The following is a 14,793-nucleotide window of genomic DNA, read 5'->3' as shown; positions in this document are numbered from 1 at the left end:
GACTCAATCTCCTCTTACGACGAAGATTGAATCAGTGCTTCAGGACTGCTGCAACCCGGACTTTTTCAACACTATCGACCCATAGCCGAAACTTCAAGCTGCGATCACAGACGAAGATCGGCAATCTTGAAATCATAGCGCATGATCGGGCGGGCCGGCGTTCTGCGAGCGACGACCCTGAACCCGGCGCGCGCGAAGGTGGAGGCATATCCGCTGCCGGAAGCACTCGGCGATACGTCGGCCTCGAAAGGATAGGCTTCGAGTGCCGGAGCATTTGCACGCCTTGCGACTTCCAGTGCTTCCGCAATCAGCTGGAATGTTACGCCCCGCCTGCGGTATCGTTTTCGCACGTAGAGGCAGGACAGGGACCAGACCGGCCTGTCGTCCACGCGCTTGAGCTGCCATAGCCGATCGAGCCAGGGCAGGGCATCTCGCAGCGTCACCCGGCACCAGCCGACAGCCGTATCGCCGTCGAAAGCGAGCAAACCCGGAGGCGGACCATGCTGGACGGCTTGCCGGAACACTGCGTTGTTTTCCTCGCCGGGCCGCTTTCGATAAGAACGGCCGATCCGCCCGTACATACACCAACAGCGACTGCAGACGGCGCTCTCACCCGTCGTGCTCCGGCTCAGCGCAGAAAACCGAGCACGGCCTGCATGAACTCGGCAGGATACTCGACATTCGACAAGTGGACCGCGGGCAGGACAACCAGTTTCGCGCCGGGCACCGTCGCCGCGATCAGCTCGCTATGGCTGGCGGCTGTCACAGTGTCGTGCCGGCCGGCGATCACCAGCGTTGGCCTGGAAATCAGCGCTATGGTTCGGCGAAGGTCCGCATCGCGAACCGCCGCGAACAAGCCAGCCAAGCCTTGCCGGTCGATAGCCAGCAGCATGGCGCGAAATTCTTCAATGACGGGCTCGTTGGCCGCCAGCATACGCGCAGGAAACCAGTTGCCCAGGAACATCTCGGCGGTTTCGGACATATCCGGCGCCTGCAGCACGGCGGCGATCCGCTCGTCAAACTGCTTTGCCGGTCCGAGGTAGGATGAGGTGTTGCTCAGGATCAAGCGCTCGATCCGCTCGGGCGCGTGGATGCCGAGCCACTGCCCGACGAAGCCGCCCAACGACAAACCAAGGAAGTGTACGCGTTCAATGGCCAGGGCATCGAGCAGCTCGATCACGTCGCGGCCAAGCCGGTCGAGCGAATAAGCGCCGGCCGGAACGCTCGACCCTCCGTGGCCACGAAAGTCATAGCGCAGAACACGGAAATGCTTCGACAGCTCGTCGACCTGCATGTCCCACATCCGCAGTGTGGTGGCGATGGAATTCGACAGCATCAGCACGGGCTTCCCGGCGTCGCCGTCGATGCGGTAGGCGATGCGGGTACCATCGCCGACGGTCACGAAATCCAGCTCATTCATGGTGAATACACCTTCCTTCTTGGAGCGTTGAATGTGGCAAAGCCTAGCTGCGGCGCGCCTTTTGATGATATTACAAAGATCGGACTATCTCTGTAATAGAAGCTGACATGGCCGAATTCACCCTGCACGACCTGCAATGCTTCGATGCCGTGGTCCGCTGCGGCGGCTTTCAGCCTGCGGCGGCCATGCTGCATCGCTCGCACCCGGCGGTGTTCGCAGCCGTTGCAAAGCTGGAGCGGCAACTCGACCTCGTTCTCTTGGATCGCAGCGGCTATCGCGTGCGCCCCACCGAGGCAGGGCTGTCGTTCCATCGCAGGGCACAATCGCTGCTGCGCGAGCTCGGGGGCTTGCGGCTTCATGCTGCTCAGCTGTCAATGGGCGAAGAAAGCGAGATCCATGTGGTGATCGGCGACCTGTGCCCGCGCCCGCAGGCACTGGGCATGCTCGGACGGTTCTTCGCCCAGTGTCCGGGCACACGTCTGCACCTGCATTTCGAGGCGGTGGGCGGCCCGTGGGAGCGCCTCTTCGATGACGAAGCCGATTTGATCCTGCACTGGATCGACAAGAGCGATCCGCGGGTGGAATGGATCGATCTGTGCAAGGTGCCATTCGTTCCCGTGGTGGCTTCGGGCTTTCTGCCGGAGCGGATCAAGCACCCCATCACGCCGGATCAGATGCACGCGTTCACCCAATGTGTCATGCGCGACACGGCCCGCCATTCACCGCAACAAGACTACTTCATGATCGAGGGTGCGCCTCAATGCATGGTGGCCGATCAGGGCATGAAGAAGGAAATCATCCTGCAAGGCCTCGGATGGGGCCACATGCCCCGCTTCCTGATTGAGGAGGAACTGCGCGACGGACGCCTGCAATCCGTCGCCGGCCGTCATCTGCCAGGCCGCACCGAGGAGTTGGTGGTGGCGCGCCGCCGCGACCGGCCGCACGGGCCGATCTCGAACCGTCTGTGGGATCATATCGAGCAAGAGGCGCCGACGTTGCGCCGAGCGCTCGAACCCCGGCAACCTGTCCAGTAGGCGGCCAGCCGGGGCTCAGCGAGGCCGTTCGGAGGGCCAACCACCTGCTGCTCTTCACTGACGTAATTCACGCCTCCGCGCTGCAATTTGCGCATCCGGAATGGGCAATCGCCTTCGACGTGGACCAGGAGGCCGCAATCGCCACACGCAAGAAGGTGCTCGACATGGTGTCGGCGGATGGCCTGCTCGTAGCAGGCATGCACCTGCGCTTTCCAGGCATGGTCATGTTATCCGCGAGGGCAACGCCTATGCCTACGTCCCGCTCCGCACAGCATCTTTTCAACACTGTCGACCGATAGCCGAACTTCAGGCCGCGACCTGTCCAGTGGCGCGTTGACCTGTCCGTGCCATGACGATACGGGATCGGGCCAATCGGCTTCGAGAGGATTGGCCAAATGGTGCATTACGCGGACGGGCGGCCGATCGGCGATCTGACGCTCAGGACGCTGGCCATGCCTTCCGACGCCAATGCGGCAGGCGACATTTTTGGCGGCTGGGTGATGGCGCAGATGGATCTCGCCTGCGGCATCCGCGCCGCCGAGCGCGCCAAGGGCCGCGTGGTGACGGCGGCGGTTAAGGAAATGTCCTTCGCCAAGCCGATGAAGATCGGCGACACGCTGTGCATCTATACGCATGTCGAACGCGTCGGCCGCACCTCGATGACGCTCAAGGTCGAGGCCTGGGCGCAGCGCTATCTCTCCGACCTGATGGAGAAGGTCACCCATGCCGACTTCGTCATGGTGGCGCTGGACGGCGAAGGCAAGCCGAAGGCGGTTCCGGCCGAAGGCTGACCCGGCCTGATTCCAGAAGACGGATTTAAACAGCCGTCTCTCCCGCGCGGGGGATGCGGACAGCGATCCCGCGTGGTCTTTGGCTAACGGGTTCCCGCATGCGCGCCTCTAGCGCGACCGACGGGATATTGGGAGGAAAGACAATGCGTCAACACATGCTGAACGCTGCCCTGGCGGGTGCCTTTGCAGCCTTGCTCTGCCTGTCGTCCGCAAGCGCTTTTGCCGAGGTCAAAAAAGGCGATCCAGGCGCCACCTGCACGTCGGAAAACCGCACCATCAACGGGCAGGCGGCCAAGTGCGAGATCTGCTCGGCGACGAAATGCGACACCAGCGGCACGACGGTGAGCAATTGCCGCAAGGAGACGACCACGACCTGCACGATTGGCGGCAGGGTGGTCAGTCCCAACCCGAAATGGAACCGGATCGAGAAGCTGCCGAAGACCAAGATGCAGTTACAGCAGTAGCGCTCATCCGGAGGCTCCCGGGCAGGTTCAAACCTTTGCAGCACAAGGGTTCAGCTGTGCATGGCGTCGAACTTCTCCCGCGCCGCCTTGACGCGCTCGGTGTTCTTGCGTGCCCATTCGCCGAGCGCATCGACCGGCACCAGCAGTTCGTAGCCAAGATCGGTCAATTCGTAGTCGACCCGCGGCGGGATGGTCGGGAACACGGTGCGTGTAACGAAGCCGTCGCGCTCGAGCCCGCGCAAGGTCGTGGTCAGCATCTTTTGCGAAATCCCGCCGACCGCGCTGCGCAACTCGTTGAAACGCAGCGGCCCGTTGCCAAGCTTGCCGACCACGAGCACCGTCCATTTGTCGCCGACGCGCTGCAGGATTTCCGAGATGGCGCGGCAGTCCTCGGTGCGGTGCGGGTGCCTTGGTAACAAAAAAGTGCCTCCTTGCACATTGAGCGGCCAGTTACTCATATAGCTCAGGTATCTAAACGATACCAGTATTCCCGTAAGGAGAGCCCCCTCTATGTCAAAACCCAAAATCGCCATCATCATTGGTTCAACCCGCGTGGCCCGCTTTGCCGACGTCCCGACCCAATGGATTGCCAAGATAGCCAAGTCGCACGCCGACATCGACGTTGAAGTCGTCGACCTGCGCGATTTCCCGCTGCCGTTCTTCGATGAGGTCGCATCCTCCGCCTGGGCGCCGTCGCAGAACGAAGTGGCGCAGCGCTGGCAAAAGAAGGTCGCCGGATTCGACGGCTTCATCTTCACCGCCGCCGAATACAATCATGGCCCGACGGCCGTGCTGAAGAACGCCATCGACTACGCCGCCAACGAGTGGAACAAGAAGCCGGCCGGCTTCGTCGGCTATGGCAGCGTCGGTGGCGCGCGCGCGGTCGAGCAGCTGAGGCTGCATGCGGTCGAGTTGCAGATGGCGCCGGTGAAGTCCGCCGTACACATCTCCTGGGCCGATTTCCTTGCGGTCAAGCAAGGCGACAAGAAGCTCGACGAGTTCGAGCACCTCAACCAGGCGGCAGCCGCGCTGGTCAACGACATTGCATGGTGGGCCAGGGTGCTGAAGACGGCGCGTCAGGCCGATGCCGTCGCCGAGGAAGTCAAGGCGGCCTGAGCACAGGTTCGAACAGTCCTCCCAAGGATCAATTGTCCCAAGCATTGGGGCGGCGCATGCGCCGCCCCTTTTGTTTACACGGCATGGGCGTCCTGCGCTTGCCGTGGTCTGATGATGCAATCGGCAAGGCGGTCCATCTCATTCAGCTCGTCGGCGTGATGCTGGCCCCACTGGCAAAGTGCCAGCAGGGATCGGCTCGAGGCTGAGGCCGAGCCGCGTCGCCGAATATTCGACGCGCGAAGGCATCTCGGCAAAGATTTCGCGGCGGACGAGGCCGTGCTCTTCCATTTCGCGAAGCTGCTGGATCAGCACTTTCTGGGTGATATCGGGCATCAGCGCCTGCAGCGCCGACAGCCGCCGGGGCGCGTCGAAGAGATGGTACAGGATGACCGCCTTCCAGCGCCCCGAAATCACTTTCAGCGCGCGCTCCGCCGGCAGCATCGGCAGTCTCTTGATCGGCTTGGCCATGGTCACCTCCCGGTCAGCAGCGGACAAATTGGTGTGTAGTCGAAGCCAGGCAGATAGTGGCAAACAGCGGCCGATGCCAACAGCGATCGGTGCATGCGATGAGAGCCATTCAACTGAGCCGCTTCGGCGGGCCCGACGTTCTCGACATAGTCACGGTGCCGAAGCCGGAGCCGCAAGCCGGCGAGGTCCTGGTCCGCGTTCAGGCTGCCGGGGTGAATTTCTTCGAAGTGCTGATGCGCGCGGATCGCTATGCGGTGACGCCGCAACTGCCGATGATCCCTGGCGTCGAGGCCGCCGGGATCGTGGAGGCGCTTGGGCAGGGGGTGGACGCTTCCTTGCTCGGCACGCGCGTCGCCGCGCCGTTGTTCGCCTCGAGCCGCCCGTTTGGCGGCTATGCCGAGTATGTGACGATCGACGCAAGCCTGGCCGTGCCCTTGCCGGATTCGCTCTCGTTCGAAAACGCGACGGCATTGATGGTGCAAGGACTGACGGCATTGTATCTATCGCGGCAAAGCCCGCCCGCCCGCAGATCGGTGCTGGTCGCCGCTGCCGCGGGCGGCGTCGGTTCGTTGCTCGTCCAGCTTGCCAAGCGCGCCGGCGCAGGCCGTGTCATCGCGGCAGCGGGCAGCAAGGCCAAGCTCGACCTTGCTTTGTCGCTGGGAGCCGATGCTGCCGTCGACTACAGCAACACGGATTGGCCGGTGCACGTCCGGGCAGCCACAGACGGCGCCGGCGTCGACATCATCTACGACATTGTCGGCGGCCCGCTGACGGCGGTTGCGCTGGAGGCTCTGGCACCTCGCGGAGAGTTGGTGTTTGCAGCACTCGGCAGATACGCGCTCGGCGCCCCGGAGATGGAGGCGATGATCGGCCGCAACCAGTCGCTGAGGGGTTTTGCCCTGCTGCCGTTGCTGTCTACGGACGGGCTCCGTGACGGCCTTTTGGAGCTTTTCGATCTGGCCGCTGGTGGTCAGCTTGTGGTGACCAAAGGTGGCCGCTTCCCGCTCGACCAGGCCAGCCACGCACATCGCCTGCTGGAGGAGCGCGGCGCGACCGGCAAAGTTGTCTTGATACCTTAGTAGGTGCTCGGCAAGGAGCCGAGGATCCGGGCTTGTGCCGTTCCGGCCGTCAGCGAACCCGGTAGAACGGATTAGGCAGCAGGAACAGCTTCTCGGCATGCCCACCGAACAGGTCGGATGGCTGGTCACCGACATTGGCAATTATTGTGTAGCCGGCCTTTTCGATTTCGGCCCTTATGGGTGCCTTGAAATCTGCTGCGGAGCCGTATTTGGCCCCAGGCTGGACCATGTAAAGGTGCTCGTAGCCGGCATAGCCGGCCGACTGCAGGTTTTGTTCGGTTGCCTGACGCTGGTCCTCCGGACGTCCGGTGATGAAGAACACCGCGACTTTCGCCGTTCGTGCCTGCCGGAAAACCTCCAGCACCGGGTCGATCGCCGAATCCTTCGCAAGCTGATCCCAGGCGGCCCAGCCACAGGGACCGTCGATTGCAATGTCGCAGGCGCCGCCGATCGGGCGGCCGAAATTGTCACGTGTGATCACTTCCCAGTTGGCCAAAGCCGTCTCGTCGATATCGAGCACCAGTGCGGGGCGAGGCACCTCCATTGCGCGCTTGACGACCCAGTCGCCTGCCTGCTTCGCCACAGCGGCAAGGTCGCGATCATAGTCGCCGGAATCATGATAATTGGCAGCCGCCAGCATCGCATCGCCGACATTGGCCGGCTGGGACGGGCTTGTGAGAAGGAGCGAGTCGGAACGTGCCGGCGCAGGAACATTTGTGCCAATCATCAGCACGATTGCCCCGGCACGCGCAATTCTATTCCAGCCAATCGCCCGCATCACGGGACTTTGCGGTCACGAGAAGTCGGCTGTCAAGCGAGGTCTTCCACGGTAGTGTCTCAGTTTGAAATTTGAAATATGCGAAAGCGCCTATCCCGGTTTGCTCGCCTAGGCGAAACCGCCTATGTGCTCAGCGGAAAGCATGGAAGGCACCCAATGTCAGATCCGATTCAGTTGCTACCATTCGCCTTGTTGACAGTCCTCACAGCAATCCCCGCGTGGGTGCTGTTTGGGCGACTAAGAATGTCTCGGGCGTGGGTGCTTCTCTCTGTGGTCCCGTTGGGAATGATAATCATTCTCTGGGTCGTCGCGTATAAGCGCTGGCCAATTCAGGAGGCAGCAATTGCCCACCGGACCTAGAGGCCAGAAGCGCCCCGCCGATGTGATCGGCAACGCCGTCCGCGTCATGCGCATGCAAGACTCCTGCGAGGAAGTCGAGCTTCGGTGGCCAGGCACGCCGCCACCGCCTGACTACGATGGACCGTCGTCTTAATTTCAAACTGAGACACTACCTTCCACAGGTCCGCGAACCTGCGACGCTGAATTGGACATTCCAGATGCCGAATGTCTCTATGGGTTGCTGCACGCTACACGATTTCTGCCGTCGCGGTCTTTGCCTCCAAACAGGTGACGCACCGCCGGAACCGCCGGTCGAAATGCGTCACCCGAAAATCATGGCCGTTACGCGCTTTGCCGTGCCCTACGCCGCCTGAACGATCTCGACCAGTTCAACGTCGAACACGAGATCGCGTCCGGCCAACGGATGATTGCCGTCGAGCTTGACGCTGGTGTCGTCCACGCCGACGACTGTTACCGGCATCGGGCGCCCTTCCGGGGTTCTGACCTGCAGTCGAGCGCCGATATCGACATTGATATTGTCTGGTACGCGGGCGCGATCGACGGTCATGACCGCTTCGGGGCGGTGGGGGCCATAGGCGGCGTCGGCGGGAATGGTGACGGTGCTTTTCGCGCCCACCTCCATACCCTCGACATGGGTTTCGAGCCCGGCGATCACTTGTCCTTCACCCAACGTGAATTGCAGCGGTTCGTTGCCGGAAGAATCGAACTGAGTGCCGTCAGCCAGGCGGCCATTGTAATTGATGCGCACGGTGTCGCCATTCTTGGCCTGTGTCATGATAGCCATCCTTTGAAAGTTTCGAGGGGCCGGCCAAAGCTCACGGTCCCGTCCTCGATCATCCACGCACTTAGGTGCGCGGCGCGAAACGCTAAAACTAGGGACCTGGCTGCCGATGTAAACCCCGATTGAGCGACGCCGGCATGACCCGCCGGCGTTCGTCGCCTTCGGCAGCAGTGCACCGGACTAGCGGTCATGCCGGCTCAACCCATTCAGGCGACGTGCAAATGGCGGCTAGATCAGGTTATGGCCGCCATCGATGCGGATCGTCTCGCCGGTCGTGAAGTCGCTTTCCATGAGGTAGAGGTAGGCGGCGGCGACATCCGCAGCGGTCGGAATTTTTCTCGATGGCAACCGGGCAGCCATGTCGGCAAAGAAGCTGGATTTGGCTTCTCCAACAATGTCCCACATCGGTGTGTCGACCCATCCGGGCGACACGACATTGACGCGCGTCGGGGCCAGTTCGAGCGCCAGGGCGCGGGCGAAGTAGCTGAATGAACCGGCAATCGCGGAGACGACCGAGCCTCCCGGCACCGGCGGCCGATCCTTATTTATTCCCGAGGTGAAGGTCATCGAGCCGCCGGCTTTCAGGGTGCGCACAGCATGCTTGGAGAGCATGACGGCGCCAATCAGCTTGTTATCGACGAAGCCTCGCACAGCCTCCATGTCGGTACTGCCGATGGGATCGCCGGGCGGCAGTGTTCCGGCGGTCGATACGAGGTGATCGAAGGGACCGACCTCGTTGAACAGGCGAGCGACGTCCGCTTCGTCGGTCATGTCGGCGACCACGCTGGTCACGCGGCCCGCATTGAGCGTCCGTTCGGCAGCCAGCAGTTTCTCGGGCGAGCGTCCGACGATCACGACCTTCGCTCCGCCGTTGAGAGCAGCTTCCGCGACGCCGAGACCGATGCCGGAACTACCGCCGACGACGATGACTTTCCTGTCCACGAGCGATGTCATGAGGGTTCTCCGTTCGTTGCGATTGCGGTGAGGGTCAGGCCTTGCCGGCATAGGCGGCTTCGAGGTCGGCGATGATGATCTTGCGCATCCCGTACATCGCCTGCCGGACGCGGTTGGCCTTTTCGCGGTCCGGATCGGCACCGAGCCGCGGCAGGATTTCCGGGATGACCTGCCAGTAGACGCCGTATCTGTCGGTGAGCCAGCCGCAGGGTTGTGCCCTGCCGCCGCCGGCGGTGAGCGCCTCATAGTAGTAGTCGGTCTCGGCTTGGTCCCTGGTCTCGATGTAGAGCGAGAGCCGCTCGTTGAAAGGCGGCTGCGGCCCGGCGTTGAGCGCTGTAAGGTGCAGTCCTTCGAGCTCGAAATCGAAGGTGGCATGCGGGACCGTCTTGTTGGTTCCGGACACCCAGTCGGTGTATTCGATGGTCTGGAGCGCTTTGCTGTTCTTGAAGACCGAGAGATAGAAATCGCGGGCTTGCTCCGCGTCGGTGTTGAACCAGAGGAATGGGTGGATGGTGGCCATGTCCGTTCTCCATTAATTCCTTGCGACAGCGATCTTTTGCGAAGAGCCTGTCCGCTGTTGCTTTCGTTCAGGCTAGCGGTGGTCCGACGGCCGATAGACCGAGCCGTCCCAGTCGCGGGCAAATCCGAGGTCTTCGAGCCGGCGGGTAGAGAAGCGTGCAATCTGCCGCCCGGTCCGGCGCCGGCTGCTCGAGGCGAGGACGCGGCCGGCCATGCCGGTCAGGACGTCGACGATGGCTTCAACTCGTTTGGCGTTCATGGTGCTCTCCCAGAGTGGCGGCAGTTTTGGTTTCAGCAGTTGCCCCGCGACTTTTGTCAGCGAGAGTATCAGTCACATCAAATCGCCTTTTGAAGCGGCGGTGAATGACTGACTACGCGAGCAAACATGCAGTGTTCCGGCCTGGACGACAAACGACTTATCGGCGACAATGTGTGAGCATTGCTCACACATAGGTCTCGGTCCATTCCCCGGAAGCTGCCTCCCCTCACCACCTTGCCGAGCTTCGAAGCGGCGGCGCGCCTGTTGAGTTTCTCCAAGGCGGCAGAGGAACTTCATGTCACCCACGGTGCGATCAGCCGGGCGATCAAGAATCTTGAGGATCAGCTCGGTGTGCAGCTGTTCGAGCGCGGTACGCGTTCGGTGAGTCTGACAGCCGTCGGCGAGCCCTATGCGCGGGCGGTGCGCGAGGCGCTCGCCCAGTTGGCCACCGCCACCGCTGCAGCAACAGCCCGCTATTCGAGCTCGACATTGAACGTCAGCACCTCCGATGGCTTCGCGGGAAGATGGCTGGTGCCACGCCTCTACCGCTTTCACCGTGCGCATGGCGACATCGATGTGCGGGTTTCGACGAGCGGGAAGCTGACCAACTTCCTCGGCGACGGCATCGATGTCGCCGTCCGTTATGGCAATGGAAACTATCCGGGGCTCACGTCAGAGTTCCTCACCGGCGAGGAGGTGTTTCCAGTGTGCAGCCCAAAGCTTCTTGAGGGTGCACATCCGCTCCGCACGCCTCAGGACCTCAAACACCACACGCTGATCCGTGACAGCTTTCCGATCGACTGGGCGACCTGGCTGGCAAGCGCCGGGGTCGAGGGCGTGGACCCGCAGAGCGGGATTACCTTTGACTCTGCCACCTTTGCCATGGAGTCGGCCGCACAAGGCGAGGGCGTGGTGCTCGGCCGGACCATGCTCGTTGCGGCCGACCTTGCCGCCGGGCGACTTGTCCGCCCCTTCGGCCACGCCCTGAAATCCCCCTCCAGCTTCTATTTCGTCTACCCGCCGGAGGCGATCCGTCAGCGCAAAGTCAAGGCTTTCAGGGATTGGCTGCTTTCAGAAGTCACGCCGCAAATGGACTGACGGGAAGGCCGAGAGAACAGGATCGTCTACATCGAGTGGTTACTATCGGCTCGCCCGAAACGCGGTGACGATCCAGGCACGCGAGTCGAAAAGCACACCGTCTGCGGTCAAATGCGCGTCGAGCAGATCGCGCAACCGCCGCAGCGCCGCGTCGACATCCACATCCGCGCGGGCGAGCGGATCCTTGACCAGTTGCAGGCCAAGCAAAGCGTCATAGGCCGCATCGATGTCCTGGCCGTAGAAGACCGGCTCATGCACTTCGGCAAAGTCGACCGAAACGAAACCGGATGCACGCAAGATCTCCGCGGTGATGGCGGGGTCGCCAAGCGAAAACGGGGTGGCGGCGCCCCTCGATATGGCGGTCCCCGGCGCAATCGCCCGCTGAATGGCAGTCGCCCACTCGTTGCGGCCCTCGCACTGCCATACCATCCATACAAGACGTGCCCCTGGTCGCAACGCCCGGCCGATGTTGGCGAACGCCGCCGCCGGGTCGGCAAAGAACATCACTCCAAACCGACTAATGCACAGATCGAAACCGGCAGGCGGAAATACCAGCAATTGCGCATCGCCACGCTCAAAGGCGACGTTTCGCAATCCCTCTTTCGCGCTACACTTCCGGGCGATCTCGAGCATCTGCGCCGATACGTCCACGCCGAGCACGCTGCCTTCCACCGCGACACGGGCAGCATCACGAGAGGATTGTCCCGAACCGCATCCGATATCGAGCACGCGATCGCGCGTTCCCACCTTGACCGCAGCCCTGAAGACCTCGTTGTGCCGTCGCAGTTCGGCGTCATAAAACGCAGCGCAGTTCAGCACCATCGCACGCCTGCCTGGAGATGATGGGCCGGCAGCATTTCCGGCCGCTCTGCCCTGACCTTTTCGCGTCGGGCCACCCCCGAAACTGTCAGCCGCGCCGCGCCGCCTCGATCGCTGCAACGTCGATTTTCTTCATCTCCATCATCGCCTCGAATGCGCGCTTTGCTTCATCGCCGCCGGCGGCCATCGCTTCGGTCAGCACGCGCGGCGTGATTTGCCAGGAGATGCCCCATTTGTCCTTGCACCAGCCGCAGGCACTTTCCTGGCCGCCATTGCCGACGATGGCGTTCCAATAGCGGTCGGTCTCCTGCTGATCGTCGGTGGCGATCTGGAAGGAGAAGGCTTCGTTGTGTTTAAACGCGGGCCCGCCATTGAGGCCGAGACAGGGGATGCCGACGACCGTGAACTCGACCGTCAGCACGTCGCCTGCCTTGCCGGACGGGTAGTCGCTGGGAGCGCGGTGGACGGATTTCACCGAACTGTCGGGAAAAATCTCGGAATAGAAGCGGGCCGCAGCCTCGGCGTCCTTGTCGTACCAAAGGCAGATCGTGTTCTTGGCGATTGTCATTGCTGGTCCCTTTGCTTTCGAAATCAATCTGGGCTTTTGAAATCAACCCGGGTTGCATCGGCGTTGCACCGGACATGGAAATGCGCTCGTGCCATCGACGTTCCGACAGCAGCAGCTGCCCGGAATCAAGGTACCACGGCTGGTGCTTTCAGGACCAGATACGGGCAGTGACTCGAACCGGCGATGGTCCGCCTGGTCCGACCGGCGGCCTCACTCTTTGCGAAGGGCAGCGCCGCTTTGCTCAAGGTCGCGCTGGCTTTCCGTTGGCGCGCCGTTGTCTCAGAAGGCGCATGAGCAAGTTCCGTCTGTCCTTGCGCGGGACGAGTTCGATATCGCTGACAAGTTTTGCGCCGCCCTTGTGCCGCTCCAATGTGATCTTGCGGCTGTGGAAGGCCTCCAGCTCGGCGCGGTGCGCTACGCTTATGATGGTGACCTTCGGCAATTCGCGAATAATCATCTCCATCATCTTGTCCTGGCTCTTCTCATCGAGTGCCGACGTTGCCTCGTCCAGCACGATGATATCGGGGCGGTGCAGTAGAAGACGCGCAAAGGCGAGGCGCTGCTTTTCGCCACCCGACAAGGTCTGGTCCCATGGCGCGTCCTCCTCGATCCGGTCGTTGAGGTAGTCGAGTCCCACCTTGTCGAGGGCAGCCTTGATCTTATCCAGCGTCCAGTTGTCGGCGGCGCCTGGATAGGCGACAGCGCGGCGAAGCGTCCCGGTCGGGATGTAGGGCCGTTGCGGCAACATGAACAACCGTCTGTCGGCGCGGATGTTGACGCTGCCGCTACCCCATGGCCACAGACCCGCGACGGCCCGCACCAGCGTACTCTTGCCCGAGCCGGATTCGCCGGCGACGAGCACCCGCTCGCCTGGTTCGATCACGACCTCGGTTTCCTTGACCACGGCGGTGCCGTCGTCGAGCGACACGGAGAGATTGTTCAGGCTGAGCATCGCATTGCCGCCGGTCTCGCCGCGCTTTATGCGTCCCAGCGTGTTGCTCTGTTCCGCCCGCTCGAGCCCGTCGAGCGACATCATCAGCGAAGCGATGCGCCGAGCACAGGCGTTCCAATCGGCGAGACGGGGATAGTTGTCGACCAGCCATCCGAACGCGCCCTGCACGATGGCAAAGGCCGAGGCAGCCTGCATGACCTGTCCAAGTGTCATGCTGCCTTCGAGGAACTTTGGAGCGCAAAGCAAGACCGGCACGACAGGCGCAAACAGGCTCGACCCCTGAGACACCAGTGCCGTGCGCATGTGCTGGCCTGCAAGGAGCGCCCATTGCCTGAGCACATGGGCAAATGTCTTGTCCATGCCGCTGCGCTCCTCCTCCTCGCCGCCGAGCAATGCGATGCTCTCGCCGTTTTCCCGCACGCGCGTCAGCGTGTAGCGGAACTCGGCTTCCGCCTGATTTTTTTCCTCGGAGAGGTGGACGAAATGGCGGCCAATGACCGCCATCGAAGTGGACGTGATCGCGGAATAGAGCACTGCGGTGATGACTAGGAAGCCGGGAATGGTGACGGTCGAACCTGCAATCGTCAGGGTCAGGGCGCCGCCGATCGTCCAGAGCACCACGATGAAGGTCGAGGCCGACAGAAATGCGACGATGACACCGGCGATGAAATCGACGGGCGATTCGGTGGCAATCCGCAAATCCTCGGCGATGCGGGCTTCGGGGTTGCTGTGATCGCCGCCGACGAGGTTCAGCTGATAGTAGCGGCCGCTTGCGAGCCAGCGCGCGATGACCGCGGTGGTGAGCCAGGACCGCCAGCGGCGCTGTATCCTCATGCGAAAGAAGACCTGTGCCACCACAAGGCTGGCGCTTCCGATCACGAGTGGCAGGAATACGGCGCTCAGCCAATATACGGTGTGGGCATTGCGTTGCTCAATGGCGTCGAAAATTGCGCGATTCCAGACATTGATCCCATACTGGAAGCCGACATTGGCGACGATCAGGACCAACAGCCCGATCGTCAACGGCCAGGCGACCCTGTCGCCGCTGCCGCCCCAGTAACCGCGCGCGCTGATCCAGAAGCGCTTAAGCAGGTATCTCTTGCGCGCCCGCTCGGCCTCTTCAGGTGTCAGCTCAGGATCGGGTTCGGTGACGTCCGGCGGCGGCGCGGGCTGGCCGACGACCTCTGACGCGACTTCGACAGTCGATTGTTTCTCGCGGCGCGACTTCTCGGCATCGCGCGATTGGGCGCCGTCAACCGATTTCAGCTTAAATTTAGCCTCGGGCATCCGGCGATAACGGGTTAAAAATCAGAAGGTTTCATAGCGTCAGCCG

Annotated in this window: 17 protein-coding genes and 1 pseudogene; 6 read left to right on the top strand and 12 right to left on the bottom strand. The window is 62.3% G+C overall.

Annotation, left to right across the window (positions count from 1 at the left end):
* Positions 1 to 104 precede the first annotated feature (104 nt).
* Positions 105 to 581, bottom strand: a complete 477-nt coding sequence (locus NKH60_RS29075) for a GNAT family N-acetyltransferase (RefSeq protein WP_352835576.1) — start codon at positions 579 to 581, stop codon at positions 105 to 107.
* Between the two features lie 47 nt (positions 582 to 628).
* Entirely contained in the window at positions 629 to 1,420 is a 792-nt protein-coding gene (locus NKH60_RS29070; RefSeq protein WP_352835579.1) for an alpha/beta fold hydrolase, read from the bottom strand.
* A gap of 107 nt (positions 1,421 to 1,527) precedes the next feature.
* On the opposite strand from NKH60_RS29070, the gene NKH60_RS29065 reads away from it, so the two are divergent.
* The 3 genes from NKH60_RS29065 to NKH60_RS29055 all read left to right on the top strand — a co-directional run bounded on the left by NKH60_RS29065 (position 1,528) and on the right by NKH60_RS29055 (position 3,709).
* On the top strand, positions 1,528 to 2,454 hold the full coding sequence (locus NKH60_RS29065) for a LysR family transcriptional regulator (protein WP_352835581.1): 927 nt from the start codon (positions 1,528 to 1,530) through the stop codon (positions 2,452 to 2,454).
* 395 nt (positions 2,455 to 2,849) lie between these two features.
* Positions 2,850 to 3,245: an acyl-CoA thioesterase gene (locus NKH60_RS29060; protein ID WP_023678380.1), complete on the top strand. Its 396-nt coding sequence runs from the start codon at positions 2,850 to 2,852 to the stop codon at positions 3,243 to 3,245.
* A 143-nt stretch (positions 3,246 to 3,388) separates the two neighbouring features.
* Entirely contained in the window at positions 3,389 to 3,709 is a 321-nt protein-coding gene (locus NKH60_RS29055) for a hypothetical protein (protein WP_352541039.1), read from the top strand.
* 50 nt (positions 3,710 to 3,759) lie between these two features.
* On the opposite strand, the gene NKH60_RS29050 is transcribed toward NKH60_RS29055, so the two are convergent.
* Entirely contained in the window at positions 3,760 to 4,128 is a 369-nt protein-coding gene (locus tag NKH60_RS29050; protein WP_023678378.1) for a winged helix-turn-helix transcriptional regulator, read from the bottom strand.
* Between the two features lie 91 nt (positions 4,129 to 4,219).
* On the opposite strand from NKH60_RS29050, the gene NKH60_RS29045 reads away from it, so the two are divergent.
* On the top strand, positions 4,220 to 4,825 hold the full coding sequence (locus tag NKH60_RS29045) for an NADPH-dependent FMN reductase (RefSeq protein WP_352835583.1): 606 nt from the start codon (positions 4,220 to 4,222) through the stop codon (positions 4,823 to 4,825).
* A gap of 74 nt (positions 4,826 to 4,899) precedes the next feature.
* Here NKH60_RS29045 and NKH60_RS29040 read toward each other — a convergent pair.
* Positions 4,900 to 5,293 (bottom strand): annotated as a pseudogene (locus tag NKH60_RS29040) (winged helix-turn-helix transcriptional regulator).
* Between the two features lie 98 nt (positions 5,294 to 5,391).
* Between NKH60_RS29040 and NKH60_RS29035 the strand changes: the two are divergent.
* Complete coding sequence (locus NKH60_RS29035; RefSeq protein WP_352835589.1) at positions 5,392 to 6,372, top strand: quinone oxidoreductase family protein; 981 nt, start codon at positions 5,392 to 5,394, stop codon at positions 6,370 to 6,372.
* Between the two features lie 49 nt (positions 6,373 to 6,421).
* Here NKH60_RS29035 and NKH60_RS29030 read toward each other — a convergent pair whose 3' ends face one another.
* The 5 genes from NKH60_RS29030 to NKH60_RS29010 all read right to left on the bottom strand — a co-directional run bounded on the left by NKH60_RS29030 (position 6,422) and on the right by NKH60_RS29010 (position 10,023).
* The gene (locus tag NKH60_RS29030) at positions 6,422 to 7,099 is read right to left on the bottom strand and encodes an HAD family acid phosphatase (RefSeq protein WP_352835592.1); all 678 of its coding nucleotides are present in this window, start codon (positions 7,097 to 7,099) and stop codon (positions 6,422 to 6,424) included.
* A gap of 751 nt (positions 7,100 to 7,850) precedes the next feature.
* On the bottom strand, positions 7,851 to 8,285 hold the full coding sequence (locus tag NKH60_RS29025; protein WP_352450461.1) for an FKBP-type peptidyl-prolyl cis-trans isomerase: 435 nt from the start codon (positions 8,283 to 8,285) through the stop codon (positions 7,851 to 7,853).
* 234 nt (positions 8,286 to 8,519) lie between these two features.
* Positions 8,520 to 9,245, bottom strand: coding sequence for an SDR family oxidoreductase (locus NKH60_RS29020; protein WP_352541043.1), 726 nt, complete (start codon positions 9,243 to 9,245; stop codon positions 8,520 to 8,522).
* Positions 9,246 to 9,279: 34 nt separating this feature from the next.
* A complete protein-coding gene (locus tag NKH60_RS29015) occupies positions 9,280 to 9,765 on the bottom strand; it encodes a VOC family protein (protein WP_352683522.1) in 486 nt (161 codons plus the stop codon).
* A 72-nt stretch (positions 9,766 to 9,837) separates the two neighbouring features.
* Entirely contained in the window at positions 9,838 to 10,023 is a 186-nt protein-coding gene (locus NKH60_RS29010) for a DUF1127 domain-containing protein (protein WP_352835594.1), read from the bottom strand.
* Between the two features lie 204 nt (positions 10,024 to 10,227).
* Between NKH60_RS29010 and gcvA the strand changes: the two genes are divergently transcribed.
* Positions 10,228 to 11,121, top strand: coding sequence for a transcriptional regulator GcvA (gene gcvA / locus NKH60_RS29005; RefSeq protein WP_352835666.1), 894 nt, complete (start codon positions 10,228 to 10,230; stop codon positions 11,119 to 11,121).
* 42 nt (positions 11,122 to 11,163) lie between these two features.
* Here gcvA and NKH60_RS29000 read toward each other — a convergent pair whose 3' ends face one another.
* The 3 genes from NKH60_RS29000 to NKH60_RS28990 form a co-directional block, all read right to left on the bottom strand.
* On the bottom strand, positions 11,164 to 11,943 hold the full coding sequence (locus NKH60_RS29000; RefSeq protein ID WP_352835597.1) for a class I SAM-dependent methyltransferase: 780 nt from the start codon (positions 11,941 to 11,943) through the stop codon (positions 11,164 to 11,166).
* An 85-nt stretch (positions 11,944 to 12,028) separates the two neighbouring features.
* Positions 12,029 to 12,502, bottom strand: a complete 474-nt coding sequence (locus NKH60_RS28995) for a VOC family protein (RefSeq protein ID WP_352541103.1) — start codon at positions 12,500 to 12,502, stop codon at positions 12,029 to 12,031.
* A gap of 247 nt (positions 12,503 to 12,749) precedes the next feature.
* Positions 12,750 to 14,747 carry an ABC transporter ATP-binding protein/permease gene (locus NKH60_RS28990; RefSeq protein ID WP_352835600.1) on the bottom strand — a complete coding sequence of 666 codons (1,998 nt, stop codon included), beginning with the start codon at positions 14,745 to 14,747 and terminating at the stop codon, positions 12,750 to 12,752.
* Positions 14,748 to 14,793 lie beyond the last annotated feature (46 nt).

Source organism: Mesorhizobium sp. M1006 (assembly GCF_040318825.1).
Lineage (GTDB): Bacteria > Pseudomonadota > Alphaproteobacteria > Rhizobiales > Rhizobiaceae > Mesorhizobium.
The sequence above is the reverse complement of the archived record's forward strand: the minus strand, read 5'-3'. Positions and strand labels throughout refer to the sequence as shown.

Coding starts and splice junctions, on each gene's coding strand:
- NKH60_RS29075 (WP_352835576.1), bottom strand. CDS start 581: ATGTACGGGCGGATCGGCCGTTCTTATCGAAAGCGGCCCGGCGAGGAA.
- NKH60_RS29070 (WP_352835579.1), bottom strand. CDS start 1,420: ATGAATGAGCTGGATTTCGTGACCGTCGGCGATGGTACCCGCATCGCC.
- NKH60_RS29065 (WP_352835581.1), top strand. CDS start 1,528: ATGGCCGAATTCACCCTGCACGACCTGCAATGCTTCGATGCCGTGGTC.
- NKH60_RS29060 (WP_023678380.1), top strand. CDS start 2,850: ATGGTGCATTACGCGGACGGGCGGCCGATCGGCGATCTGACGCTCAGG.
- NKH60_RS29055 (WP_352541039.1), top strand. CDS start 3,389: ATGCGTCAACACATGCTGAACGCTGCCCTGGCGGGTGCCTTTGCAGCC.
- NKH60_RS29045 (WP_352835583.1), top strand. CDS start 4,220: ATGTCAAAACCCAAAATCGCCATCATCATTGGTTCAACCCGCGTGGCC.
- NKH60_RS29035 (WP_352835589.1), top strand. CDS start 5,392: ATGAGAGCCATTCAACTGAGCCGCTTCGGCGGGCCCGACGTTCTCGAC.
- NKH60_RS29030 (WP_352835592.1), bottom strand. CDS start 7,099: ATGATTGGCACAAATGTTCCTGCGCCGGCACGTTCCGACTCGCTCCTT.
- NKH60_RS29025 (WP_352450461.1), bottom strand. CDS start 8,285: ATGACACAGGCCAAGAATGGCGACACCGTGCGCATCAATTACAATGGC.
- NKH60_RS29020 (WP_352541043.1), bottom strand. CDS start 9,245: ATGACATCGCTCGTGGACAGGAAAGTCATCGTCGTCGGCGGTAGTTCC.
- NKH60_RS29015 (WP_352683522.1), bottom strand. CDS start 9,765: ATGGCCACCATCCACCCATTCCTCTGGTTCAACACCGACGCGGAGCAA.
- NKH60_RS29010 (WP_352835594.1), bottom strand. CDS start 10,023: ATGAACGCCAAACGAGTTGAAGCCATCGTCGACGTCCTGACCGGCATG.
- NKH60_RS29000 (WP_352835597.1), bottom strand. CDS start 11,943: ATGGTGCTGAACTGCGCTGCGTTTTATGACGCCGAACTGCGACGGCAC.
- NKH60_RS28990 (WP_352835600.1), bottom strand. CDS start 14,747: ATGCCCGAGGCTAAATTTAAGCTGAAATCGGTTGACGGCGCCCAATCG.